General features: G+C 73.5%; 24 protein-coding genes. 10 read left to right on the plus strand and 14 right to left on the minus strand.

Features of this window, described 5'->3' with window-relative positions:
- Positions 1-16 precede the first annotated feature (16 nt).
- From ACFVHV_RS28575 to ACFVHV_RS28585, 3 genes are all read left to right on the plus strand, one after another.
- Complete coding sequence (locus tag ACFVHV_RS28575; RefSeq protein ID WP_380354666.1) at positions 17-1,513, plus strand: NCS2 family permease; 1,497 nt, start codon at positions 17-19, stop codon at positions 1,511-1,513.
- A gap of 119 nt (positions 1,514-1,632) precedes the next feature.
- Entirely contained in the window at positions 1,633-2,838 is a 1,206-nt protein-coding gene (locus ACFVHV_RS28580; protein ID WP_359911740.1) for an XdhC/CoxI family protein, read from the plus strand.
- A gap of 100 nt (positions 2,839-2,938) precedes the next feature.
- A complete protein-coding gene (locus ACFVHV_RS28585; RefSeq protein WP_359911743.1) occupies positions 2,939-3,232 on the plus strand; it encodes a hypothetical protein in 294 nt (97 codons plus the stop codon).
- A gap of 21 nt (positions 3,233-3,253) precedes the next feature.
- On the opposite strand, the gene ACFVHV_RS28590 is transcribed toward ACFVHV_RS28585, so the two are convergent.
- The 14 genes from ACFVHV_RS28590 to ACFVHV_RS28655 form a co-directional block, all read right to left on the minus strand.
- Positions 3,254-3,874, minus strand: coding sequence for a LysE family translocator (locus ACFVHV_RS28590; protein WP_359911746.1), 621 nt, complete (start codon positions 3,872-3,874; stop codon positions 3,254-3,256).
- Between the two features lie 72 nt (positions 3,875-3,946).
- On the minus strand, positions 3,947-4,363 hold the full coding sequence (locus tag ACFVHV_RS28595; RefSeq protein WP_359911749.1) for a PIN domain nuclease: 417 nt from the start codon (positions 4,361-4,363) through the stop codon (positions 3,947-3,949).
- Entirely contained in the window at positions 4,360-4,554 is a 195-nt protein-coding gene (locus ACFVHV_RS28600; RefSeq protein WP_359911752.1) for a type II toxin-antitoxin system VapB family antitoxin, read from the minus strand. Before ACFVHV_RS28600 ends, ACFVHV_RS28595 begins: the two co-directional genes overlap by 4 nt.
- 95 nt (positions 4,555-4,649) lie before the next feature.
- The gene (locus tag ACFVHV_RS28605) at positions 4,650-6,410 is read right to left on the minus strand and encodes an SDR family oxidoreductase (protein ID WP_380354671.1); all 1,761 of its coding nucleotides are present in this window, start codon (positions 6,408-6,410) and stop codon (positions 4,650-4,652) included.
- Entirely contained in the window at positions 6,407-7,339 is a 933-nt protein-coding gene (locus ACFVHV_RS28610; RefSeq protein WP_380354674.1) for a M24 family metallopeptidase, read from the minus strand. Before ACFVHV_RS28610 ends, ACFVHV_RS28605 begins: the two co-directional genes overlap by 4 nt.
- A gap of 14 nt (positions 7,340-7,353) precedes the next feature.
- Positions 7,354-8,442, minus strand: coding sequence for a PDR/VanB family oxidoreductase (locus ACFVHV_RS28615; protein ID WP_359911761.1), 1,089 nt, complete (start codon positions 8,440-8,442; stop codon positions 7,354-7,356).
- 39 nt (positions 8,443-8,481) lie between these two features.
- Positions 8,482-9,396, minus strand: a complete 915-nt coding sequence (locus tag ACFVHV_RS28620; RefSeq protein ID WP_359911764.1) for a metal-dependent hydrolase — start codon at positions 9,394-9,396, stop codon at positions 8,482-8,484.
- Between the two features lie 207 nt (positions 9,397-9,603).
- Positions 9,604-10,383: an IclR family transcriptional regulator C-terminal domain-containing protein gene (locus ACFVHV_RS28625; protein WP_359911767.1), complete on the minus strand. Its 780-nt coding sequence runs from the start codon at positions 10,381-10,383 to the stop codon at positions 9,604-9,606.
- 253 nt (positions 10,384-10,636) lie between these two features.
- Positions 10,637-12,097 (minus strand): catalase, encoded by a 1,461-nt coding sequence (locus tag ACFVHV_RS28630; protein ID WP_359911770.1) that lies wholly within the window; start codon positions 12,095-12,097, stop codon positions 10,637-10,639.
- 112 nt (positions 12,098-12,209) lie between these two features.
- The gene (alc, locus tag ACFVHV_RS28635; RefSeq protein ID WP_380354679.1) at positions 12,210-13,406 is read right to left on the minus strand and encodes an allantoicase; all 1,197 of its coding nucleotides are present in this window, start codon (positions 13,404-13,406) and stop codon (positions 12,210-12,212) included.
- Positions 13,407-13,416: 10 nt separating this feature from the next.
- The gene (gene allB / locus ACFVHV_RS28640; protein ID WP_359911776.1) at positions 13,417-14,805 is read right to left on the minus strand and encodes an allantoinase AllB; all 1,389 of its coding nucleotides are present in this window, start codon (positions 14,803-14,805) and stop codon (positions 13,417-13,419) included.
- A 147-nt stretch (positions 14,806-14,952) separates the two neighbouring features.
- Entirely contained in the window at positions 14,953-16,095 is a 1,143-nt protein-coding gene (locus ACFVHV_RS28645; RefSeq protein ID WP_359911779.1) for a glycerate kinase, read from the minus strand.
- A 544-nt stretch (positions 16,096-16,639) separates the two neighbouring features.
- Positions 16,640-17,548, minus strand: coding sequence for a 2-hydroxy-3-oxopropionate reductase (locus tag ACFVHV_RS28650; RefSeq protein WP_359911782.1), 909 nt, complete (start codon positions 17,546-17,548; stop codon positions 16,640-16,642).
- 167 nt (positions 17,549-17,715) lie between these two features.
- Positions 17,716-18,582, minus strand: coding sequence for a TIM barrel protein (locus tag ACFVHV_RS28655; protein WP_380354684.1), 867 nt, complete (start codon positions 18,580-18,582; stop codon positions 17,716-17,718).
- A 184-nt stretch (positions 18,583-18,766) separates the two neighbouring features.
- Here ACFVHV_RS28655 and ACFVHV_RS28660 point away from each other — a divergent pair, with 184 nt between their 5' ends.
- From ACFVHV_RS28660 to ACFVHV_RS28690, 7 genes are all read left to right on the plus strand, one after another.
- A complete protein-coding gene (locus ACFVHV_RS28660) occupies positions 18,767-19,021 on the plus strand; it encodes a thiamine-binding protein (RefSeq protein ID WP_359911788.1) in 255 nt (84 codons plus the stop codon).
- On the plus strand, positions 19,018-19,398 hold the full coding sequence (locus ACFVHV_RS28665) for a helix-turn-helix domain-containing protein (protein WP_359911791.1): 381 nt from the start codon (positions 19,018-19,020) through the stop codon (positions 19,396-19,398). Before ACFVHV_RS28660 ends, ACFVHV_RS28665 begins: the two co-directional genes overlap by 4 nt.
- Positions 19,399-19,646: 248 nt before the next feature.
- A complete protein-coding gene (uraD, locus tag ACFVHV_RS28670) occupies positions 19,647-20,150 on the plus strand; it encodes a 2-oxo-4-hydroxy-4-carboxy-5-ureidoimidazoline decarboxylase (protein ID WP_380354688.1) in 504 nt (167 codons plus the stop codon).
- Positions 20,151-20,245: 95 nt separating this feature from the next.
- Positions 20,246-20,581, plus strand: a complete 336-nt coding sequence (gene uraH, locus ACFVHV_RS28675) for a hydroxyisourate hydrolase (RefSeq protein WP_359911797.1) — start codon at positions 20,246-20,248, stop codon at positions 20,579-20,581.
- A gap of 33 nt (positions 20,582-20,614) precedes the next feature.
- Complete coding sequence (pucL, locus tag ACFVHV_RS28680; protein ID WP_359911801.1) at positions 20,615-21,535, plus strand: factor-independent urate hydroxylase; 921 nt, start codon at positions 20,615-20,617, stop codon at positions 21,533-21,535.
- A 359-nt stretch (positions 21,536-21,894) separates the two neighbouring features.
- Complete coding sequence (locus tag ACFVHV_RS28685) at positions 21,895-23,382, plus strand: nucleobase:cation symporter-2 family protein (protein WP_380354693.1); 1,488 nt, start codon at positions 21,895-21,897, stop codon at positions 23,380-23,382.
- A gap of 79 nt (positions 23,383-23,461) precedes the next feature.
- Positions 23,462-24,847 carry an 8-oxoguanine deaminase gene (locus ACFVHV_RS28690; protein WP_380354696.1) on the plus strand — a complete coding sequence of 462 codons (1,386 nt, stop codon included), beginning with the start codon at positions 23,462-23,464 and terminating at the stop codon, positions 24,845-24,847.
- Positions 24,848-24,987: the final 140 nt, after the last annotated feature.

The following is a 24,987-nucleotide window of genomic DNA, read 5'->3' on the forward strand; positions in this document are numbered from 1 at the left end:
ACACTTGGGAGTGGACATGACCAGGATCCCCACGGAACCCGGCACCACCGAAGACAGACCCGCCGACGGCGGACCCGCCGCGGACAGCCCCCACCCGTCGTCCCCGGCACCGCGCCCCACCGGCGCGCTGGACGCCTACTTCAAGATCTCGGCCCGGGGATCGACCCTCGCCAACGAACTGCGCGGTGGACTCACCACCTTCATGGCGATGGCCTACATCATCCTCCTCAACCCGCTCATCCTGAGCGGCGCGGACGCCACCGGCGTCAAGCTGGACCACGCCGCGCTGACCACCGCCACCGCGCTGGCCGCCGCCGTCACCACCGTCCTGATGGGCCTGGTCGGCAACGTCCCGCTCGCCCTCGCCGCGGGCCTCTCCGTCTCCGGCGCGGTCTCCGCGCTGGTCGTCCCGCACACCACCTGGGCCCAGGCCATGGGCCTGTGCGTGATCTACGGCCTGCTGATCGTGCTGCTGGTCGTCTCCGGGCTGCGCGAGAGGATCATGAACGGCATCCCGCTGCCGCTCAAGCACGCCATCACCATCGGCATCGGCCTGTTCGTCACCGTGATCGGCCTCCACAAGGCCGGGTTCATGCACACCGGCGGCCCCACTCCGCTCTCGCTCGGCCCCACCGGCGAGCTGGCCGGCTGGCCGGTGCTCGTCTTCTGCGTCACCCTGCTGGCGATCTTCGTGCTGATGGCGCGCGGCGTCCGCGGCGCGATCCTGATCGGCGTCGCCGGCGGCACCGTGCTCGCGATGATCGTCAACCGGGCCGCGCACGTACCGGCCGAGGCCTGGAAGAACTCGGTGCCGGTCTGGCCCGGCAGCCCGGTCTCGGCACCCGACTTCGGCCTGTTCGGCCACGTCGACCTGTTCGGCGCCTTCGGCGGTCACGGCATGGGCGCCATCAGCGCCTCGGTCGCGGTGTTCACCCTGGTGCTGGCCGGCTTCTTCGACGCGATGGCCACCATCATCGGCGTCGGCGCCGAGGCCGGACTGGCCGACCGGCAGGGCCGGATGCCCGGGCTGTCCAAGGCGCTGTTCATCGACGGCGCGGGCGGCGCGGTCGGCGGCCTGGCGGGCGCCTCCGGGCAGACCGTCTTCGTCGAGTCCGCCACCGGCGTCGGCGACGGCGCCCGCACCGGACTCGCCTCCACCGTCACCGGCGCCCTGTTCGCGCTGATGCTGTTCTTCTCGCCGATCGCCGGGATCGTCCCGGTCGAGGTGGCCTCGGCCGCCCTGGTCGTGATCGGCTCGATGATGATGAGCCAGGCCCGGCACATCGACTGGTCCGACCGCGAGGTGGCGATCCCGGCCTTCCTCACCTGCGTGCTGATGCCGTTCACGTACAGCATCACCGCGGGCGTCGCGGCCGGCGTCATCTCGTACACCGTCATCAAGGCCGGGCTGGGACGGTGGCGCGAGCCCGGGCCGCTGATGTGGATCCTCACCGCGGTGTTCGTGGTGTACTTCGCGATCACGCCGGTCAAGTCCTGGCTGGGCGTGCACTAGTCGGCCGCATCCCGCCGCTGCTCGGGCGCCCACCCCCTTGGGCACCACCGCCGCCGTCCGGGATCGTTTCCCGTACGGCGGCGTCTCCCGCTACTGTCGAAACCGTGTAAGGAGCCCCCATGCAGGACATCGCCGAGCAGTTGCGGGCCTGGCACGCGGCCGGCCGCTCCTTCGCCGTGGCCACCGTCGTCGGCGTCTCCGGCAGCGCACCGCGCGACCCCGGGGCGGCGCTGGCCGTGGACGCGGACGGCGAGGCGGTCGGCAGCGTCTCCGGCGGATGCGTCGAGGGCGCGGTGTACGAGCTGTGCCAGGCCGCGATCGCGAGCGGCGAGCCGGTGCTGGAACGCTTCGGGTACAGCGACGAGGACGCCTTCGCGGTGGGTCTGACCTGCGGCGGCGTCCTGGACGTGTTCGTCCAGCCGGTGGTGCCGGGGGCCGACGCCGGGCTGGACGCCGCGATCGCCCGCATCGCGGCCGGCACCCCGGTGGCGCTGGTCCGGGTGATCGCCGGACCGGGCGGCCTGGTCGGGGCCACCCTGGCGGTCACCGCCGACGGCGTCACCGGCGCGCTCTCCCCGACGCCCTCCACGGTCGGCGGGCTGGAGCGGGCGATCGTCGCCCGGGCCCGGGCGATGCTGGAGGCCGGGCGCACCGGCCGGCTCGTGCTCGGCCTCGACGGACGCCCCTGCGACGAACACGGGCGGGGCACCGTCACCTGCTTCGTCGAGTCGTACGTACCGGCGCCGCGGATGCTGGTGTTCGGGGCGATCGACTTCGCGGCCGCGGTCGTGCGGATCGGCAAGTTCCTCGGCTACCACGTGACCGTCTGCGACGCCCGGCCGGTCTTCGCCACCGCCCGTCGCTTCCCCGACGCCGACGAGGTGGTGGTCGACTGGCCGCACCGCTACCTGGACTCCCAGCTCGGCCGGATCGACGGGCGCACCGTGCTCTGCGTACTCACCCACGACGCCAAGTTCGACATCCCGCTGCTGGAGCGCGCCCTGCGACTGCCGGTCGGCTACGTCGGCGCGATGGGCTCGCGCCGTACCCACCGGGACCGCGTGGCCAAGCTGCGCGAGACCGGGATCACCGAGGCCGAACTCGCCCGGCTGCGCTCCCCGATCGGCCTCGACCTCGGCTCGCGCACCCCGGAGGAGACGGCCGTCTCGGTCGCCGCCGAGATCGTCGCCCACCGGCGCGGCGGCAGCTGCCTGCCGCTGAGCGCCTCGGACGGGCCGATCCACCACGACCTGTCGCGGACGGGAACGGAGGGTGACGAGGGTCGCACGGCCGACGGCCCGGCACCCCGCCCCCACGCGGCCTGAACCGGGATCGGCTCCGGTACCACTCACGTTGCGTGGCCACCGGCACGGCGGGAGGCTGGAGTTGCGGACTCACCCCGAGCCCGGGGAAGGAGCAGGGATCATGCGTGCCCTGCTGGAGGTCGAACTCGACACCGCGACCTCGAACAAGCTCATCACCGATGGAACGATCGGCGAGGGAATCCAGCAGACCCTCGCCCAACTCAAGCCGGAGGCGGCCTACTTCCTCAGCCGCAACGGGCACCGGGCCATGATCTTCGTCGTCGACATCGCGGACGAGGCCTCGATCCCGTCCCTCGCCGAGCCGTTCTGGCTGCAGCTCAACGCCACCGTCGACATCCGCCCCTGCATGAACGCCGAGGAACTCATGGAGGGGCTCAAGCGGCTCGGCGGCTGAGCGGCAGGGCACGGACGGAGGTCAGTCGCTCAGCGCCAGCTTCACGCCGAAGCCCACCACGACCGCGCCGGTCACCCGGTCCATCAGCCGCCGGGCGGCCGGGCGGCGCAGCCAGCCGCGCAGCACCTGGGCGAAGCCCACCAGGACCGTCGACCAGAGCAGGCCCTCCACGACGTGCACGCAGGTCAGCGCCACACCGGCGGCGAAGTGCGGGGCCCCGGCCGGGATGAACTGCGGCAGCACGGCCACGTAGAAGACCCCGACCTTGGGGTTCAGCAGATTGGTCAACGTACCCCGCCGCCAGCCGTGCGCGAACCCGCCGTCCTCCGGCTCCTCCTCGGCCGCCGCCTCGCCGCCCCGGTTGCGCAGCATCCCGATGCCCATCCACACCAGGTACGCCGCGCCCGCCCAGCGCAGGATCTCGTACCCGACCTGCGAGGCGGTCAGCAGCGCCGTCACCCCGGCCGAGGTCAGCGTCCCCCAGAGCAGCGTCCCGGTCTGGATCCCCAGCACGACCCCCCACGCCTGCCGGCGCCGCCCCAGGGCGGAGGTCCGCAGGATCAGCGCGGTGTCGAGACCGGGGGTGAGGGTGAGCAGCCCCACGACGAGGGCGAAGGACCACAGAGCCGTTGTCATCTCCATGGACCTCGATGCTCTCACAGCCCCGGCCGGCCGCCGCCCGCCGGGGCGGGGGCCACCGGGCCGCCCGATCCGTCAGTCCGCCGACCCCGGGGGCACGACCCACTCGGTGGGCTGGCCGGTGACGGCGGCGATCATGTCGAAGTCACCGTCGTAGTGGAGCACCGTGGCCCCGTGACGCTCGGCGGTGGCCGCGACGACGAGGTCCGGCACCGACAGCGCCCGCCAGTTGCCCGACGAGGTCAGGAGGGCCTGCACCTCGATGGCCCGGTCCCACACCTCGTCGGGCGTGGGCAACCAGTCGAAGCCGCTCAGGCCCTCCCGGATCCGAAGGGCGTCGGCCTTGGAACGGGCGCTGTGCATGATCTCCAGTTCGACAGCGCCGCAGATGGCGACGAGCCCTCTGACGATCCTCGGCCTGAGGACCGACCTGACGGTCGGCTTGGAGAAGCGAGCGAAAGCCGACTTGTCGATCAGGAAGCGCTCACTCATCCCTTTTCCACCGGTCCGGTGAGGTCAGGCAGTCCGCCCTCGGCGAGCCAGTCCATGAAAGTCTCACGCTTGCGGCGCTTCACGAGATCTTCAAGGGCGGCGTTGACCGTGGCCACCTTGGTCGTCGTACCAAGGATCTCGGCAGCCTCGGCCAGCAGTTGGTCGTTGACGTCTATCACGGTACGGGCCATGGTCGGCCTCCCAAGCGGAGCGGGCCTGCGATATCAATATCGAAGATACTTGATATCGCAAACCCATATGCCCTGATCAGCCGATGTTCACCCGCTCAGGTGATGTTGAGGCGGGCGGCGAGGCGCAGCAGGCCGGGGCTGAGGCGGGAGAGGAAACGGGCGGCCTTGGCCTCCGGGGTGACGGGGACGACGGGCCTGCCGGTGCGGACGGCGGTGAGGATGGCGCTCGCGACCTTCTCCGGGGGGAAGCCGCGGCGGGCGTAGAGCTTCGCGGCGCGGGCCTGCTTGGCGGCCTGCTCGGTGGAGGTGGTCGCGGAGAAGGTGGAGGTGCGGGTGATGTTGGTGTTGACGATGCCCGGGCAGATGGTGGAGACGCCGATGCCGTGGCCGACGAACTCGGCGCGCAGGCAGTCGGAGAGCATGAACACCGCGGCCTTGCTGGTGGCGTAGGCGGTGAGCGCCTTGGACGGCAGGTAGGCGGCGGCGGAGGAGACGTTGACGATGTGGCCGCCCTGGCCGCGGTCGGCCATCAGGGTGCCGAAGGCGCGGCAGCCGTGGATCACGCCCCAGAGGTTGACGTCCAGGACCCGCTGCCACTCCTTCTCGGTGGTCTGCAGGAACGTCCCGGAGTGGCCGATGCCGGCGTTGTTGACCATGACGTCGGGCACCCCGTGCTCGGCGGCGACGGTCTGCGCGAAGGCGTCCATCGCGGCGCCGTCGGAGACGTCCACCCGGTAGGCGTGCGCCTTCGGGCCGATCAGCGAGGCGAGTTCGGCGGTGCGCTCGGCGGCCGCGAGGTCGAGGTCGCAGACCACCACCCGGGCGCCGTCCTCGGCGAAGGCGAGCGCGGTGGCCCGGCCGATGCCGCTGCCGCCGCCGGTCACCACGACCAGCCGGCCGTCGTCCCCGGCCGGTCGGGCCTGCCCCGCGTCGATGCGGGCGGTGAACTCGCGGACCATTCCGGCCACGAGGGGTCCCTTCTCCAGCAGCGCCGACCAGTGGCCGGCGTGCAGCGTCCTGCGGGTCAGGTCGGGCACCCAGCGCTCCAGCCCCTCGGAGAGGTAGGTGCCGACGTACCGGTCCCGGGTGAGGGTGATCAGCTGGACCGGCACCTCGGTCGGCCGCTCGCGCGGACTGCCCAGGGTGGGGCGGAAGTTGGCCCGGTACAGCTCGATGCCGCGGACCGCGTCGCGGCGCAGGGTGGGCTGCGGGTGGTCGGCGCGCGGGGTGACGTGCTCCAGGTCGCGCAGCACCCGCGGCCAGGCCCGGGCCAGGCCGAGCCGCCAGATGCCGGGGGCGAGGTAGGGCAGGTGGAAGGCGGTGATGTACCAGGAGTGCAGGCCCTGGTGCAGCAGTTGCCCGAGGTGGCGGGGGGTGGGGCGGCGCACCCGGTGGCGCAGCCAGTGGCCCATGTGGTCCAGGCTGGGGCCGGACAGGGTGGTGTACGAGGCGATCCGGCGCCCGGCGCCGGGTTCGGTGACGGCCTCCCAGGACTGGATCGAGCCCCAGTCGTGGGCGACCAGGTGCACCGGGCGGTCCGGGCTGACGGCGTCGGCGACGGCGAACAGGTCCTCGGCGAGGTACTCCAGGCGGTAGCCGGACCGGTCGGCGGGGGCGGCGGACTCCCCGGCGCCGCGCACGTCGTAGCGGACCACGTGGTGGTCGCGGGCGAGGTCGGCGGCGATGTCGTCCCAGACGGCGTGGGTGTCGGGGTAGCCGTGCACGAGCAGGACGGTGGGGGCGTCCGGGTCGCCCTGCTCGAAGACGGCGAGCGGGAGGCCGCCGGAGCGGACGGTCCGGCGGCGGACCGGGGGCGCCGCCGGGGGCTGCGCCGGACGCTTCGTCGGGCTCGTCATCGGGTGGCCTCCAGGGTGGTCGGGGCGGCGGCGGTCGGGGCGGCCGTGGTCGGCTCGGCGGCCGGGAGGGACGCCTGCCCGGTGGCAGTCTGCCCGGTCCCGGCGGTCCAGCGTCGGACGTGCGGCAGGTCGTCGTCGAGCCAGTAGGCGTCGTCCTCGGTGACCACCAGCAGTTCCTCGAACTTGATGCCCACGCCCCGGAAGCCGATGTGCGGCTCCACCGCCCACAGGCCCGGGGTGGGCGCGTGCCGGGACGACCGGCCGTCCGCCCAGAGCGGTGAACGGCCGTGCAGCCGCTCGGAGATCAGCTCGCGGCCGAGGGTCTGGAGGGTGCGCACGCCGAAGCCGAGGACGTTCACCCCGGCCGGGCCGCGCGCGGTGTTGCGGGTGACCTGGTGACCGATCACCCGGCCCGGGTAGACCTGGTGGCGGTTGTCGTAGCCGTGCGCGGCGATCTGGGCGTCCACCGCCGCGTACACCTCGGCGAGCGGCCTGCGGGCCCGCACCTCGTCGAGGATCAGCTCGCGGTACACCTTCAGGTCGGCGGCCAGGCGGTCCCAGACCCGGTTCTCGCCGACCTTGCCGCCGTAGCCGATGTCGGCGGTGTAGCCGTCCACCACGGGCGCGCAGTCCAGCACGTACGGCATGCCCTCCTCCAGACGGCGGTTGCCGGCGAAGAACTGCAGTGGGGTGCGGAAGTGCCGGAACGCCGTCCGGTCGCCGAACCAGGCGAAGGGGACGTGGAAGAAGTCCTGCACCCCGGCGGCGACCAGGCGGCGGCGCAGCTCGGCGGTGGCCTGCCGCTCGGTGACGCCGGGCTCGATCCAGGCGGCGACCTGTTCGGCGCAGGCGTAGGCGAGTTGCTGGGTCTCGCGGAAGCGGGCGAGGTCGCGCTCGGTGTAGCGGAAGGCGGGGGTCGCTTTCGCCATGGAGAGGGCTCCTTCTAGAGGTCGAGCACGAGGGTCTCGCCCTCGGCGGCCCGGGAGACGCAGGGCAGCAGGGCGCCGGCGGCACGCTGCTCGGGGGTGAGGCGGCGGTCCCGGTGGTCGGGCGTGCCGGCCAGCACCCGGACCTCGCAGGTGCCGCAGAAGCCCTGGTGGCAGGAGTACGGGAGGTCCGGGCGGGCCTCGCGCAGCACGTCGAGGGCGGAGCGGTCGGCGGGGACGTCGAGGTCCGGACCGTCGGTGCCGAGGCGGACGGCGAACGGCTCGCCGTCGGTGACCGGGGCGGCGCCGAAGCGCTCGAAGTGCAGGGAGGCGGCCGGGGAGGCGTCCAGGGCGCGCTGCACGGCGGTGAGCATCGGCGCCGGGCCGCAGCAGTAGACGGCGGCGCCGCGCGGGGCGTGGGCGAGCAGTTCGGCTCCGGTGGGGACGCCGCCGTGCTCGTCGTCGGTGCGCAGCACCACCCGGCGCGGGTCGAGGGCGCGCAGCTCGTCCGTGTACGGGAGGGTGTCGGCGCTGCGGCCGACGTGCACCAGGCGCCAGTCCAGGCCGTGCCGCTGCGCCTCGCGGGCCATCGGGAGCAGCGGGGTGATGCCGATGCCGCCGGCCAGCAGGAGGACGGCGGGCTCGGCGCAGAAGGCGAAGCCGTTGCGCGGGCGGCGGGCGGTGAGCCGGGTGCCGGGGTGCAGGGCGTCGTGGACCTCGACGGATCCGCCGCCGCCCTCGGGCAGCCGCCGGACGGCGACGCGGTAGTGGGTGCGGTCGGCCGGGTCGCCGCTGAGGGAGTAGTGGCGTTCGCGGCCGGAGGGCAGGACGAGGCGCAGGTGGGCGCCGGGCTGCCAGCCGGGCAGCGGGCCGCCGGAGGGGTCGGCGAGGAGCAGCTCCACGACGTCGACGGCCGGTCGGCGGCGCTCGGCGACGACCAGTTGGAGCGGCGGGGTGGGGCGGCTGAGCGGCCGGCGGGGGTTGCGGCGCAGCAGCGGGCCGCCGAGGGCCGGGGAGTAGCGGTCGCCGAAGGCGGTGAGCCGGCGCATGAAGCCGTCGGGGCGGGGGCGGCCGTAGAGGTCGGGGGGCGGGGTGAGCTGGTCCATCCGGCGGGGTCCTCGGGGTGGGTGGGAGAGGGACCGGGCTCAGCGCCCGGCGGCCGCGCGGGCGGCCGGGGAGGTGGCGAGGTAGCCCAGCGCCTGGCTGGACGAGCCCTCCTGGGTGGGGTGGTAGCCCGGTCGCAGGTAGCGCAGTCCGGAGCGGATCGACTTGACCGGGTCCGGCAGCAGTCCGCGCCTGGCGATCCGGCCCGCCTCCCGCCAGGTGGGCTTGAGCCGGCCTTCGAGGGAGGGGTCGGCGGCGAGCAGGAAGCGGGCGCCGCGCACCCAGAGGTGGACGAGCAGCGGCCCGGAGACCGCCATTCCGCGCACCCGGCGCAGGTAGCCCGGGTCCAGGTGGACCATCAGGTCGTAGGCGACGCTGCGGTGCTCGACCTCCTCCGCGCCGTGCCAGCGCAGCAGGTCGAGCATCGTCGGGTCGGCCTTGGCCCGGTCCAGGCCCGGGGAGTTGAGCGCCCAGTTGCCGAGGAAGGCGGTGAAGTGCTCGATCGCCGCGATGAAGGCGACCCGCTCGATGACGTTCTCCCGCTGCCGGTCCGGCGTCAGGCCCGGCTTGTCGCCGAGGACGCGCCGGAACAGCCAGGAGATCTGCCGGACGTACGGCCGCGGGTCGAGCCCCTGGCCGAGCAGGTGGTCCAGGACCTCCTGGTGCGCCTCGGCGTGGATGGCCTCCTGTCCGATGAACCCGAGGACCTCCTCGCGCAGTTGCTCGTCCCGGACGAGCGGCAGCGCCTCCTTGAACACCTTGACGAACCACCGCTCCCCTTCGGGCAGCAGCAGGTGCAGCACGTTGATGACGTGGGTGGCCATCGGCTCGTCCGGGATCCAGTGCAGCGGCAGCTGGGCCCAGTCGAAGCGGACGTCCCGGGGTTCCAGCACGAGGCTGTCGTGCACGCGCGCGGCGGGGGCGGCGAGGGCGGGGACGGGGGTGGAACGGGGCATGGCAGGCCCTCCTGACCTGGGGGCGGCGGCTCGGCTCCAGGGAAACGTACTCGCGGGTAGCCGTCAGGACAAGGGGTTCGGCGACCCTTATCGACATCGAGTCTAATAAGTGACGCGCACCGGCGGCCACCACGGGAAACGCGGGAGGCCCCACCGGTCTCCCGGCAGGGCCTCCTCGAACTCGTCTGCGCGACCGCCGGCTTGGCGTCAGACCGCCATCGCCAGCATCAGCGGCGCCGCCCGGGCCGCCAGCAGCTCGGCGGCCGCCTTCAGCCTGTGCACGCTGTCCGCCGGCATCGAGGTGGCCAGGCAGCCGACCGTACTGCCCGCCGTGATCGGCACCGCCGCGCACACCGTGCCCAGCGCGTACTCCTGGATGTCCAGCACCGGCACCGTGGCCGGCTGCCGCTCCAACCGGTGCATCAGCTGGTCGGCGTCGGTGACGGTGCGGGAGGTGAGCCGGGCGACCGGGTGCCGGGAGAGGTGGTCCCGCCGGGCGTCCGCGTCCAGCTGACCGAGCAGGCACTTGCCGATCGCGCTGGCGTGCGCGGTGGCCCGGAAGTCCACCCACTCCTGCACGGCCGGCGCGTAGTCGGCGGCCGAGACCGCCTCCACCGACAACTCGCCGTCGTGGTACCGGCTGAAGTACACGGCGGCGCCGAGCTCGTCCCGGAGTTCGGCGAGCTTGCGGTTGAGCCGGGCCTTCACCAGCTGCTCCCGGTTGTGCTGGCCGAGCAGGGCGAAGGTGCCGCCCAGCAGCCAACCGCCGTCCTGGCACTGGAGATAGCCCTCGACCTCCAGGATCTCGGCGAGCCGGCGCACGGTGGGCAGCCCGAGCGAGGTCTCCCGGGCGAGGGCCACCAGGGTGGCACCGTCGGGGTGGCGGTCGACCGCCTCCAGCAGTCTGAGGGCGTGCTGGAGGGAGGTGAACGAGCCCGTCGGGCCCTGGTCCAAAGCGGCGTGACGACCCGGGGCTGGTGTCGACATGTCGTCCCCTTCCGATGTCCCCCCACGGAGCGACCGCGGGCACCCACCAGCCTATCGACCCGGCGGCTCCGACGGCTGCCGTCCGTGCATATCCGTGGACAATCCGTGGCGCCCCACCGCCCGACCTGGGACGACGCGACGGGCCCCTCCCCCACTGCCCAGGGGGGAGGGGCCCGCCCGCGGGGCCGCCGGGTGCGGGCCCGGCGGCCGTGGGGACGGTGGTGCGGATGGTGGGCCGGCCCGCCGTCGGCGCTCAGCCCTCGTCGCCCGCCCGCAGGGTGGTGACGGCGGCGGCCAGCCGGGCGCCGAACTCCTCGTCCGCGGCGCGGAAGTGGGCGAGGTTGCGCTCCACCACGTCGTCCCGCGAGACCTGCGCCAGGGAGCCCGCGAGGTTGTCGATCAGACGGGACCTCTCGCCGGCCGACATCAGCCGGTACAGCTCGCCGGCCTGGAAGAAGTCGTCGTCCTTGGTGTGCGCCGGGGTGGTGTACGTGCCGGTGCGGCCCGCCACCTCGACCGGCGCGGACAGCGCTTCGCCGGTCTGGGCCGGCCCGCCGTACGAGTTGGGCTCGTAGTTCCTGCCGCGGCCGGCGCCGTTGACCGCCATCAGGCCGTCCCGGCCGTAGTTGGCGGCCTCGGTGGCGCGCGGGGCGTTCACCGGCAGTTGGGTGTGGTTGACGCCGAGGCGGTAGCGCTGGGCGTCCGCGTAGGCGAACAGGCGCCCCTGGAGCATCTTGTCCGGGGACGGGCCGATGCCGGGCACGAAGTTGTTCGGCGAGAACGCGGCCTGCTCGACCTCGGCGAAGACGTTCTCCGGGTTCCTGTTGAGGACCAGGCGGCCGACCTTGACCAGCGGGTAGTCGGCGTGCGGCCAGACCTTGGTGAGGTCGAAGGGGTTGAAGCGGTAGTCCGCGGCGTCGGCGACCGGCATCAACTGGACGTGGAGGGTCCAGGACGGGAACACCCCGCGCTCGATGGCCTGGTGGAGGTCGCGCTGGTGCGAGTCGGCGTCGCCGCCGACGACCTCGGCTGCCTGGCCGCCGTCCAGGCAGCGGATGCCCTGGTTGGTCCTGAAGTGGTACTTCACCCAGTAGGCGTCGCCGTCGGCGTTGACCCACTGGTAGGTGTGGGAGCCGTAGCCGTTCATGTGGCGGTACGAGGCCGGGATGCCGCGGTCGCCGAACAGCCAGGTGATCTGGTGGGTCGAGGCCGGCGAGTGGGCCCAGAAGTCCCAGACGTTGTCCGCCTCCTGCACGCCGGTGTACGGGTCGCGCTTCTGCGAGTGGATGAAGTCCGGGAACTTGACCGGGTCCTTGATGAAGAACACCGGCGTGTTGTTGCCGACGAGGTCGTAATTGCCGTCCTCGGTGTAGAACTTCACGGCGAAGCCGCGCGGGTCGCGCACCGCGTCGCCGGAGCCCAGGTTGCCGGCCACGGTGGAGAAGCGCAGGAAGACCTCGGTGCGCCTGCCGACCTCGGAGAGGAAGCCCGCCCGGGTGTACCGCGCGACCTCGTCGGTGACCTCGAAGTAGCCGTACGCGCCGGAGCCTCGGGCGTGCACGACGCGCTCCGGGATCCGCTCGCGGTTGAACCGGGCCAGCTTCTCCAGCAGTTGCTGGTCCTGGACCAGCAGCGGGCCGTACGCGCCGGCCGAGGCCGAGTTCTGGTTGTCGGCGACCGGGGCACCGGACTCCGTGGTCAGGATCTTGGGCATGGAGGGTCCTTCGGGTGTCGATAAGGGCGGTGCGCGGAGAAATGGGTGACGCATCGTCAGATCCCCGCCCGGACGGGTTCCACGGGCTCCGGGCGAGGGATCCGACGGATCGTCAGCCGCCGAACAGGCTCCGGACGACGGCCGCGGCCGTCACCGGGTCGGCCGCGGGACGGGCGGCGGTCAGCGCGGCGGCCTCCTGCGCGGCGACACCGGCCCCGGTGAGGGCCGCGACGGCCTCCGCGGCCGGGAGGGCGTTGAACCAGCGCAGCGCGAGGGCCGCGCGGCCGGCCCCGGTGAGGCGGCCGGTGAGCCGGAGGCGGGCCAGGCCGCCGTCCGGGTGGACGTTGATGCGCACGTGGGTCACCGGGCGGCCGGCGTCGAGCCGGAAGCGGTGCCGGGTGTCGGGCTGGAGCCTTGTGCGGGGCAGGAGTTCGAACCACTCGCCGTCGGCCGGGTCCGCCCCGGTCGAGGCGTCGAAGCCGATCAGGTCGGCCCAGCCGGGGGCATTGGCGACGAAGCAGGAGGTGTCCACTTCGGCGGCCAGGACCTCACCGCCCCCGGCCAGGGCGATCTGCACCCAGTCGTTGGCCTTGTCGCGCCGACGCCGGGTCTCCCAGCCGTCGCCCATGACGGAGGCACGGCCGGGAGCGTTCAGGTTGTGCGGGGAGGAGAAGTAGCGGTCGGACGCCGCCTCGGCCACGCCGCCGTACTCCTGGGCGGCCAGGTCGAAGGTGAGGCCGTCCAGTTCGCGCGGGTCGGGCAGCACCTCGCCGTGCACCCGCAGCCGGGCGACGCCGCCGTCCGGGAAGATGTTCAGCCGCACATGGGTGAAGCGGGTGCCGTCCGCGACGGCGAACTCGTGGGCGGTGTCGCCGCTCAGCGCGGTGCGCGGCACGATCGTGGTCCACTCGGCGCCCCGGAGCTCCTCGGGCGAGGGGTGGCCGGGGACGGACGCGGCCTCGACCGAGGCGGACTCCGGGTAGTTGCCGGTGAAGTGGGCGGTGTCCACGATCACGCCGTGGACCACCCCGGCGACGCCGAGCCGCACGATCGTCCAGTCGTGGTCCTCGTCGGTGGGGTGCGGCTGCTCGGCGGAGACCCCGCGACGGCGCTTGGACTCCCAGCCGTCCATGATCTGGCCCTTGTGGCCGAAGGTGTGCGGGCGGAACTCGGCCGGCTTGGCGACCAGCAGGTTCTCGGCGTCCGCGAAGGTGTCCTCGTTGGTGGCGACGACGCCCGCGCCGAGCAGTCGGGAGGCCAGGTTGACCAGCTCGGCGAAGGGAGCACTCGGGGTGTCGGCAGTGGTCACTGACTCTCCTTTAGGCGCGTACGGGCGGGGTGGTGGCGGGACGGGATCGGGGCCGGGCGAGCTGCCGGCCGAAGGGGCGGGCCGCGGGGTCCACCTCGCGGCCGCGCAGCCAGGTGGTGCGCACCGCACCGGTGAGGGTCCGGCCGGCGTAGGGGGTCACGGGGTTGCGGTGGTGCAGCCCGCTCGCCCGGACGGCGAAGCCGCCCTCGGGGTCGAAGGCGACCAGGTCCGCGTCGTGACCGGCGGCGATGGCGCCCTTGGTGCCGGTGAGGCCGACCAGTTCGGCCGGTCCGGCGGACATCCAGCGCACCACGTCGGACAGGGTGCGGCCGCGGCGGCGGGCCTCGGTCCAGACGGCCGGCAGGCCGAGCTGGAGCGAGGCGATGCCGCCCCAGGCGGCCGCGAAGTCGCCGCTGCCGCCGTACTCGGGCAGCAGCTTGAGGTCGGGGGTGGACGGCGAGTGGTCGGAGACGACGGCGATGAACTCGCCGTTCGCCAGGGCCTCCCAGAGCGCGTCCCGGTTGGACTCGTCGCGGATCGGCGGACAGCACTTGAAGGCGGTGTCGCCGTCCGGCACCTGCTCGGCCGCGAGCGTCAGGTAGTGCGGACAGGTCTCGGCGGTCACCCGTACGCCGTCCTCGCGGGCCTGCCGCAGCAGCGGCAGGACGGCGGCGGAGGAGACGTGCAGGACGTGCACCCGGGCGCCGGTGCGCCGGGCCGCGTCGAGCAGCCGGGCGACCGCCGCGGTCTCCGCGTCGACGGGCCGGGAGGCCAGGAAGTCCCGGTAGTGGACACCGGGTTGCTGCGGGGCGGCGGCGAGCACGGCCGGGTCCTCGGCGTGGATGATCGCCAGCGCCCCGATCCGGGTCTGCTCCGCCAGCGCCGCCTCCAGGTCCGCGGCCTCGACGTGCGGGAACTCGTCCACCCCGGAGGGGGCGAGGAAGCTCTTGAAGCCGAACACGCCCTCCCGGTAGAGCGGTTCGAGGTCGGCGACGTTGCCGGGGACGGCGCCGCCCCAGAAGCCGAGGTCGACCCAGGCCTGGCCCTCGGCTGCCTTCCGCTTGAGCGCCAGCCCCGCCACCGTGGTGGTGGGCGGGATCGAGTTGAGCGGCATGTCGATGATCGTGGTGACGCCGCCGGCCGCGGCGGCCCGGGTGGCGGTGGCGAAGCCCTCCCACTCGGTGCGGCCGGGCTCGTTGACGTGCACGTGGGTGTCGACCAGGCCGGGCAGCAGGGCGGTGTCACCGAGGTCGACGAGCTCGCCCCCGGCGACCGCCAGCGAGCCGTGCGGGGCCGTGCGGGCGATCGTCCCGCCCTGGATCAGCACGTCCGCGGGGCGCTCGCCGTCGGGCAGGACCGCCCGGCGGGAGCGGATCACCGTGGGCTGGCCGAAAGGCATGGGGGACCTCCGAAACCTGGGAGTCGAGGGTGGTGGAGCAGGGTGGAGGCGAAGGATTGCCGGGAGCCTAGGCCCGCCTTCAACAAAACGTCAATGGTTGGACGCGCGGGGCCCGGGCCCGCGGGACGGTCCGGTACGCGCCGGGGTTCAGCCCGGCAGCAGCTCGCCGGCCAGCCTCTCCCCCGCGAGTTCGGCCAGCTCACCGGCCCTGGTCATGCTCTCCCCCGGCCGCTCGGCCAGGTCGGTCAGGGCGATCGCGGCGGTGAAACCGGCGGCCCGCCACTCGGGCTCGGACAGCTCCAGCCGGCCCGCCACGGCGGCCACCCGAACCCCCGCCCGGGCGGCCGCGGCGGCGACTCCGGCGGGGGCCTTGCCGTGGAGCGTCTGCGCGTCCAGGCAGCCCTCGCCGGTCACGACGAGGCGTGCCCCACGCACGGCCCCGTCGAAGCCCAGCAGGTCGAGCAGCAGCTCGATGCCCGGGCGCATGGTGGCGCCGAGCAGGGCCAGGGCCGCGAAGCCCACCCCGCCCGCGGCGCCGGCGCCGGGCGCCTCCCGGAGGTCCCGCCCGGTGGCCTCGGCCACCAGGTCGGCGAACCGGGTCAGCCCCTCCTCCAGCACCACCAGGTCCTCGCCGTCGGCGCCCTTCTGCGGGCCGTAGACGGCCGGGGCGCCGCGCGGGCCGAGCAGCGGGTTGTCCACGTCGCAGGCCACCACGACCTCGACCCCGCCCAGGGCCTCGGCCAGCGGGCCGAGGTCGATCTCCGCGAGCCGGCGCAACGCGGCGCCGCCGGGCGGCAGTTCGACGCCGGCGGCGTCGAGCAGCCGTACCCCGAGCGCCTGCACCATGCCGGCGCCGCCGTCCGTACCGGCGCTGCCGCCCAGGCCCAGCACGATCCGCTTCACGCCGAGCGAGACCGCCCTGGCGATCAGCTGGCCGACCCCGTAGGACCCGGCCGCGAGCGGGGCGGCGCGGCCGCCGGGCAGCCGGGCGAGGCCGGAGGCCTGCGCCAGCTCGACCACGGCGGTGTCGTCCCGGACGGCCAGCGCGGCGTCCACCGGCAGGCCGGTCGGGCCGGCCACCTTGGCCGGGACCCGGCTGAACCCGGCCGCGAGCGCGGCGGCCAGGGTGCCCTCGCCGCCGTCGGCGACGGGCAGTTCGCGCACCTCGGTGCCGGGCGCGGCACGCCGGATGCCGGCGGCGATCCGGGCCGCCGCCTCGGCGCCCTCCAGGCTGCCCTTGAACTTGTCGGGGGCGACGACCACATGGCCCTGGTGGGGGATGGCGGGCATGGCGCGGTCCTCGCTTCCGTACGGGTCTGGCGGTGGCTCTGCGGTGTGCGTCCAGCATGGGCCCGGGTGTCCCGGGGGGCCAGTGCCCGGGCCGGGGCGGCCGGCGGGCCGCCCGGCGGGGGTCCGGCCGGGGCGATCCGGGGGCATCGGCCCGGAGAGGCCGTCCGGAGGAGCGGTCCGGAGGGGACCGGTCGGAGGGGACCGGTCGGAGGGGACCGGTCGGAGGGGACCGGTCGGAGGGGACCGTCCGGAGGGGACCGGTCGGAGGGGTGCGCCCCCTCCCCGCCGTCCCCCGTCCCGCTTCCGACGTTCGGGGGGCTCCCCTCGGCGGGGAGGAGGCCCGGCGACGCGTACCGGGCACGACCGAAGTGCCCCCAGGGGGGACGTACGCGTCACCGGCTCGGAGCGACCGGCGGGCGGGCGGATGAGCCCCGGCCCGCACGCCGGCCGGGCCTGGCCTCCTGGCGGCGCGGGCACGACCGGAATGGGTACACGCCGCCAGGAGGAGCTCGGACCGGGGGCTCCGCGCGGGAGCCCCCGGGGATCAGGGCCGGTCGGACCCGCCCCGTGCGGCCCCGCGCCCGGAGAGCCGCTCGACGCCGCGCAGGAGCGCCGAGTGGTCGAGCGAGCCGTCGCCGTTGGCCCGGGCGGAGGCGACCAGCTGGGCCACCACGGCGCCGACCGGCAGCGCGGCGCCCACGGCGCGGGCGGCGTCGGTGACGATGCCCATGTCCTTGTGGTGCAGGTCGATCCGGAAACCGGGGGCGAACTCGCGGTTCAGCATGTTCGCCTTCTTGCGGTTGAGCACCGTGGAGCCGGCCAGGCCGCCGCCGAGCACGTCCAGCGCGGCCGCCAGGTCGACGCCGGCGTTCTCCAGGAACACGACGGCCTCGGCGAGCACCTGGATGTTGACCGCGACGATCAGCTGGTTGGCGGCCTTGACGGTCTGGCCGGCGCCGGCCGGGCCGACGTGGACGACCGTGGTGCCCAGCGCGTCGAACAGCGGCCGGGCCTCGGCGAAGTCCTCGGCGGCACCGCCGACCATGATCGACAGGACGGCCTCGACGGCACCGGCCTCGCCGCCGGAGACGGGGGCGTCCAGGGTGCGGACGCCCTTCTCCCTGGCGGCGGCCTCGACCTTGATCGAGGTCTGCGGGGTGATCGAGGACATGTCGATCACCAGGGTGCCGGGCGCGGCGTTCTCCAGCACCCCGCCCTCGCCCAGGACGACCTGCTCGACCTGCGGGTCGGCCGGGACCATGGTGATGACCACCTCGGCGTCCTTCACCGCCTCCGCGATGCTGGTGGCACCGTGGCCGCCGGCCGCGACCAGGGCGTCGATCGGCGGCCGGGTGAGGTTGAAGCCGGTGACGTGGTGGCCGGCCCCGACCAGGTTGGCGGCCATCGGGCTGCCCATGATGCCGAGGCCGATGAAGGCGATCTTGCGGCTCATCGCGTCGAGTTCCTTACGTGTGCGGGTGGGAGGTCGGGTGGGTCGGCGGCGAGGCCCGGCGGCGCCGCGCGAGTCGGCGCCGCGCGAGGCGGCGGCACACGGCTCGGTGACGCGCACGTCGGCGGCTTGCGGCTCGGCGGCGCTCATCGGCTCCGCCGCGCGGCCGGCTACCTGACGGCGCGCAGCTCGCGCGGCAGCCACCCGAAGCCGTCGGCGCTGACGCCGGTGGAGGGGCGGTACTCCAGGCCGATCGAACCGCTGTAGCCCGCGGCCGTGAGCCTGGCGAAGAGGTCCTCGAAGTCCAGGTCGCCGGTGCCGGGCTCGTTGCGGCCCGGATGGTCGGCGATCTGCACGTGGCCGATCCGGTCGGCGTACGCGTCGATGACCGCCGGCAGGTCCTCGCCGTTCCTGGCCAGGTGGTACAGGTCGCAGAGGAACCTGGCGTTCCCGAGGCCGGTGGCGGCGTTGACCTTGTCGACGACCTCGACGGCGGCGGCGGCCGAGACCAGCGGGTAGTGCGGCGACTCGTCCTTGTTCAGGGCCTCGACGAGCAGGATCGCGCCGATCCCGTGGGCGGCCCGCGCGGCGAGCACCAGGTGCTCCAGCGCGAGCGCGTCCTGCTCGGCCGGGTCGACGCCCTCGGCCCGGTTGCCGTACAGCGCGTTGAGCGCGGTGGCGCCGAGCGAGGCGGCGAGCTCCGCGGCGACCGGGAGGTTGGCGCGGAAGCGGTCCCGCTCGGACGGCACCGAGACGGTGCCGCGGGCGCCCAGGCTCAGGTCGTCCAGGAGGTTCAGGCCGGTGAGCCGTACGCCGGCGTCGGTGAACGCCTTGCGCAGCGCGTCCAGTTCGGCCTGCGAGGGGTCGTGTTCCGCCCCGAAGGGCCACCACAGTTCGGCGGCCGTGAAGCCGGCCGCGGCGGCCGCGGCGGGGCGCTCCAGGAGCGGCAGTTCGCCGAACAGGATCGACAGGTTGACCGTGAAGCCGTACTGGGCTGCCGCCGTCACGTCGCTCACCTCTCTTCTCTCTTCCTTCATCCGCAACTTCCACGATCCGGAAGAGGGATTCTGTGTGGTGGAAGCATCTCCGGCCCGCCGAGCGAGTGTCAAGGGAGTCGCAACAATTTGTTGAAGCCGCCTCATGGCCATGCCGCCCCCTGGGCCGGACTGTTCGATCACCCGGGCCCTGCCCGCCCGCACCCCCGCTCGCTACAGTGACCCCGTGCGATTGATGGTGGAGTTCACGACAGAACCGTTCGAACTGGACACGTTCCCGGAGCACGCCGCGGCGGCCCGCAAGGTCGTCGACGAGGCCGGCCTGGCCGTGTCGGTCGGCCCCTTCGGCACCGGCGCCGAGGGCGGGGCCGAGCAGGTCCTCGCGGCGGTGACCAAGCTGCTCAGGGAGACCCTGGACGCCGGGGCGACCCGGATCTCGGTCCAGGTCAGCGTGCTGGGCGAGGAGGACGGTACGCCGTGACCGAGAACGTGGAACACCCGCTCGCCGCGGCGGTGAAGCCGCTGCTGGCCGCGGTCGGCGCGACGCCCGTCCCCCTGGACGAGGCGAAGCCCGACGACGTGGTCCTGGAGTGGGAGGGCGTCCCGGCCCTGGCCGTCCGACTGCCCCACCTGGGCAGCGCACTGGACCGGCTGCTCACCGAGATGACCCGCCAGTTCGACGGCCGCCCGCTGGCCGAGCTCGACCGGCTGGAGAAGCAGCGGGTCGTCGCCCTGCTGGAGGAGCGCGGCGCCTTCACCGTCCGCCACGGCGTGGAGACCGTCGCCTCCGCCCTGGGCGTCAGCCGCTTCACCGTGTACAACTACCTGAACCGCCAGGACGGCGCGAAGCCGTCCTGACGCCCCGGTTCGACGCCCTCCGGGGCACGTGCGGGCCCCCGCCCCGGGGGCTTCCGAACGGGTGACCCCGCCGGCACGGCAGGAGTGGATCGGCCTGCGGCGGGGCACACTTGGCGAATCGCACACGAAAGGGCCCGGCATCGCGGCCCGGTTCAAAACGTAACCACCAACAGTTCAACAAAGTGTTGACGGCCGGGTGGGGCCGATCTAGCTTTTCCGGGTGGCACCACTCTTCAGGAGGTCCACCCGTGACCAACCACCCCCACGCCCTTGACGCCCTGGCCGCGGCCGACGCCGCGGAGCTGGAAGAGATCCTGCTGGAGGTGTGCTCCAGCCCCCGCTGGGCCGCCGCGGTCGCCGCGGCCGGGCCGTGGTCCGACCGCGAGGCCCTGCTCGCCGCCAACGCGGCGGCCATGGCGTCGCTGACGACCGAGGACCTGCGCGACGCGATGGCCGGACACGCCCGGATCGGCACGCCCGTGGCGGGCGACGCCACCTCCGAGCGCGAACAGGCCGGGATCCGGGGCGCGGACCAAGCGGTCCTCGACGAACTGCGCGAGGCCAACGCCGCCTACGAGGCCGAGTTCGGCCACGTGTTCCTGGTCTGCGCGACCGGCCGCACCGCGGTCGGCATGCTCGCCGCCCTGCGCGAGCGCCTCCCCAACGACGCCGCCGCCGAGGCGGAGACCGTCCGCGAGGAGCTGCGCAAGATCAACGACATCCGGCTCGACCGTCTGCTCGACACTTTCTGACGTACCGTCACACGCCGTCGCACCGAACCCTCCCGGGAATCCCACCGAAAATCTGACACATCATCACCTCTGCCATCAGTAAGGCCACTTCACCCATGACTGGCATCTCCACCCACGTGCTCGACACCAGCCTCGGCCGACCGGCCGAAGGCGTCCCGGTCGAGCTCGCACTGCACACCGAGGGTGGCTGGCAGGTGCTCGGCACCTCCGCCACGGACTCCGACGGCCGGGTCGCGGACCTGCCGGCCGTGGAGGCGGGCTCGGTCGTCCGGCTGCTCTTCGGCACCGGCGCGTACCACGCGCTCAAGTCCGCCGAACCGCCGTTCTTCCCCGAGGTCTCGATCGTCTTCACGGTCGCGCCCGAACAGCACCACTACCACGTGCCGCTGCTGCTCAACCCGTTCGGATACTCGGTCTACCGCGGAAGCTAGTGGACCGACCTTGAAAAGCTTAGGAGCCACGTCATGGCCCACGTGCTCGGTCAGAACCAGTACGGCAAGGCGGAGAACCGCATCGTCCGGATCCACCGCGACTCCTCCCGGCACGAGATCAAGGACCTGAACGTCTCGGTCTCGCTCCGCGGCGAGTTCGAGGACGTCCACCTCACCGGGTCCAACGCCAACTGCCTCCCCACCGACACCACCAAGAACACCGTCTACGCCTTCGCCAAGGAGCACGGCATCGAGTCGGCCGAGGCGTTCGGCATCCTCCTGGCACGCCACTTCGTCGACGACACCGAGCGCGGCGTCGTGCACAGCGCCCGGATCCGGATCGAGGAGTACGCCTGGGACCGGATCAGGACGCCGGACAGCTCGGCCCGCTTCATCGGCTCGGAGGAGGTGGGCCACTCCTTCGTCCGCAGCGGCCAGGAGGTCCGCACCAGCGAGATCGTCTACGACGGGGAGTCCGTCCAGGTCGTCTCCGGCCTGAAGGACCTCGTCGTCATGAACTCCACCAACTCGGAGTTCTGGGGCTACATCAAGGACGGCTACACCACCCTCCAGGAGGCGTACGACCGCATCCTCGCCACCCAGGTCACCGCCCGCTGGAAGTTCGGCTACAGCGGGAAGGACGGCGAGGCCCAGCCCCACTGGAACCGCTCCTACACCCGGGTGAGGCGGCACCTGCTGGAGGCTTTCGCCGAGACCTACTCCTACTCGCTGCAGCAGACCCTGCACGCGATGGGCACCCGGGTCCTCGACAACCGCGCCGAGGTGGACGAGGTCCGCCTCGAACTGCCGAACAAGCACCACTTCCTGGTCGACCTGGAACCGTTCGGCCTCAAGAACGACAACGAGGTCTACTTCGCCGCGGACCGCATGTACGGCCTGATCGAGGGCACCGTGCACCGCGAGGGCGTCGTCCCGGTCATCCCGGTCGCCTGACCTCCCCCACCCGGTGGACGCCGCCCGGAAATCGCCGCACCCTCCGGCCCCCACGGACCGGTCGGGTGCGGGCGGACCGCTCCATCCACGGCAACCGCTCCCGCGGTGCCACCCGCACCAGCCGTTCGACCCGCACCAGCCGTTCCATCCGCTCCAGCGGTTCCGTCCGCACCAGCGGTTTCTCCACCCCCACCCCCACCCACCGGAGTTCGTGCCTGCCTCGCGGCGGCCGGCCCGGGGCACTGGAGAGGCCGGCCGAGGGATCCTCGCACCGCCGTCCCGTCCTCGGTCACATCAGCACCAGCCGCACTCCAGCGCCACGGGCGCGCCGGGAGCCACGGGCACAAGAGGGGCTCGACATGGCACCCAGCAGCACCAGCAGTACAGACGGCGGTTCCACCTCGGCGGGAACGCACGGCCCGGACGGCGCGGCGGACCACCTCCCCGGCGGGCCGCCCCGACCCGGGACCCACCCCGTGGACGAGTTGCTGCCCCCGGTGAAGCTGTTCTCCACCGGACTGCAGCACGTCGCCGCGATGTACGCGGGAGTCGTCGCACCCCCGCTCATCGTCGGCGCCGGCGTCGGGCTCTCCCCCGCCGAACTCGCCCTGCTCATCTCGGCCAGCCTGTTCACCGCCGGACTGGCCACCCTCCTCCAGACGCTCGGCATCTGGCGGATCGGCGCGCGGCTGCCGTTCGTGAACGGCGTCTCCTTCGCCGGGGTCGCGCCCATGATCGCCATAGCGAAGGGCTCCATCGAGAAGACGGGGGGACCGAAGGACGCCCTCCCGGTGATCTTCGGAGCGGTGATCGTCGCGGGGCTGCTGTGCTTCCTCGCGGCACCGTACTTCTGCAAGCTCATCCGGTTCTTCCCCCCGGTCGTCCAGGGCACCGTGATCACCCTCATCGGGGTGTCCCTGCTTCCGGTGGCGGTCAACTGGGCGCGCGGCGGCTCGCCGGGCGCCCCCGGGTACGGCTCCACGCGGGCCGTCGGCCTCGCCGCGATCACCCTCGTCGCGGTGGTGCTCTGCAACCGGCTGCTGCGCGGTTTCTGGCAGCAGCTGTCCCTGCTCATCGGTCTGGCGCTCGGCACCCTGATCGCCTTCCCGCTGGGGCTGGCCGACTTCGGCGCGGTCCGGGACGCGAAGGTCTTCGCGCTCCCCTCGCCGTTCCACTTCGGCGCGCCCGTGTTCGACGCCGCCGCGATCGTCTCGATGTGCATCGTCATGGTGGTCGCGATGACCGAGTCCACCGCCGACATGCTCGCCCTCGGCAGGATCGTCGACCGCGAGGCGGACGAACCCACCCTCGCCGCCGGCCTGCGGGCCGACGGTCTGGCCACAGCGCTCAGTCCCGTCCTCAACGGCTTCGCCGCCAGCGCCTTCGCCCAGAACATCGGGCTGGTGGCGCTGACGAAGATCCGCAGCCGCTTCGTGGTCGCGGCCGGCGGAGGCATCCTGGTCCTGCTGGGGCTGTTCCCCGTGCTGGGCTCGGTCGTCTCCCTGGTTCCGCAGCCCGTCCTCGGCGGCGCCGGGATCGTGCTCTTCGGCACGGTCGCGGCCAGCGGCATCCGCACCCTCGCGGAGGCCGGCATGGAGTCCGGCTCGCACACCATCCTGGTGTCGGTCTCGCTCGGTGTCGGCATCATCCCGATCGCCGTACCGACGTTCTACGACTCCTTCCCGGAGGCCGTCCGGACCCTGATGCACTCGGGGATCTCGGCCGGCTGCGTGATGGCCGTCCTGCTCAACCTGCTCTTCCACCACGTCGGAGCCGCCCGCCGGTCCGGGTCCGGCCAGGCCCCCGGCGCGACGGTACCGACGGTACCGACGGCGACACCGTCCTGACCGGCCCGGGAGGGGCGTGCACCGTGCGGTGCACGCCCTCCCCCGGCCCTTCCCCGGCCCTCCCCCAAGGAGTCACACCATGGCAGTCCAGCCCCCGCCCGCCGACCAGCGGATCGTGATCGAGAACGCCGCGATCGCCACCGTGGACGCGAACGACACCGAGTACGCCCGCGGCCACGTGGTCGTCCTCGGCAACACCATCGAGACGGTGGGCGACGGCCCCGCCCCCGCGTGGCTGGACAACGTGGTGCGCCGGATCAACGGCGAGGGCCACCTGATCACCCCCGGCCTGGTCAACACCCACCACCACTTCTACCAGTGGATCACCCGCGGCCTGGCCCAGGACCACATCCTGTTCGACTGGCTGGTCGCCCTCTACCCGACCTGGGCCCGGATCGACGAGAAGCTCGTGCACGCCGCCGCCCAGGGCTCCGCCGCCGCACTGCTCAAGTCCGGCTGCACCACGGCCTCCGACCACCACTACGTCTTCCCGAAGGGTGGCGGCGACGTCCTCGGCGCCTCCATCGAGGCCGTCCGGGAACTCGGCCTGCGCTTCACCGCGCTGCGCGGCTCGATGGACCGCTCCCAGAAGGACGGCGGGCTGCCGCCGGACCACGCGGTCGAGGAACTGGACGACATCCTGACCGCCTCCGAGGCCGCCGTGGACCGGTACCACGACCCCTCCTTCGGCTCGATGCTGCACATCGCCATCGCGCCCTGCTCCCCCTTCTCCGTCTCCACCGACCTGCTCCGCCGGTCCGCCGAACTCGCCCGCCGAAAGGGCGTCCGGCTGCACACCCACGGCTCGGAGACGGCCGAGGAGGAACAGTTCTGCAAGGAGCTGTTCGGCATGGGGCCGACCGACTACTTCGAGTCGGTGGGCTGGCTCGGCGAGGACGTCTGGATGGCGCACTGCGTGCACATGAACGACTCCGACATCGCCAAGTTCGCCGAGACCGGCACCGGCGTCGCCCACTGCCCGTCCTCCAACGCCCGCCTGGCGGCCGGCATCGCCCGGGTGCCCGACATGCTCCGGGCCGGCGTCCCGGTCGGGCTCGGCGTCGACGGCACCGCCTCCAACGAATCCGGCGAGCTGGGCACGGAGCTGCGCAACGCGCTGCTGATCAACCGCCTGCACGGCTCCCCCACCGCACTGACCGGGCGGCAGGCGCTGCGCCTGGGCACCATGGGCGGCGCCCGGGTGCTCGGCCGACAGCACGAGATCGGCTCGATCGAGCCCGGCAAGCTCGCCGACCTGGCGCTGTGGAAGATCGACGGGATCATGCACTCGTCCATCGCCGACCCGGTCGCCGCGCTCACCTTCGGGGCGCTCCCGCCGCTGTCGGTGCTCTTCGTCAACGGCAACGCGGTGGTCGAGAAGGGGCGCCTGGCCACCGTCGACGAGGACCGGATCGCGCGCGACTGCGCCCGCGCCGCCCGCGAACTGGCGGCCCGTCCGCTCTGACGCCCACCCCTGACTCCGGGAGCGCCCAGGGACGGTGCGCCCCCGGACTCCGCACACCCCGACGGGTGTGCGGTCCGCGGGGCCCGCGGGACCGCGGGGGTGAGGGGGGCCGCCGGGGGGCCGGCGCCCGGCCCCCCCCC

It is taken from the genome of Kitasatospora sp. NPDC127116, from assembly GCF_042677365.1.
GTDB classification, from domain to species: domain Bacteria; phylum Actinomycetota; class Actinomycetes; order Streptomycetales; family Streptomycetaceae; genus Kitasatospora; species Kitasatospora lactacystinica.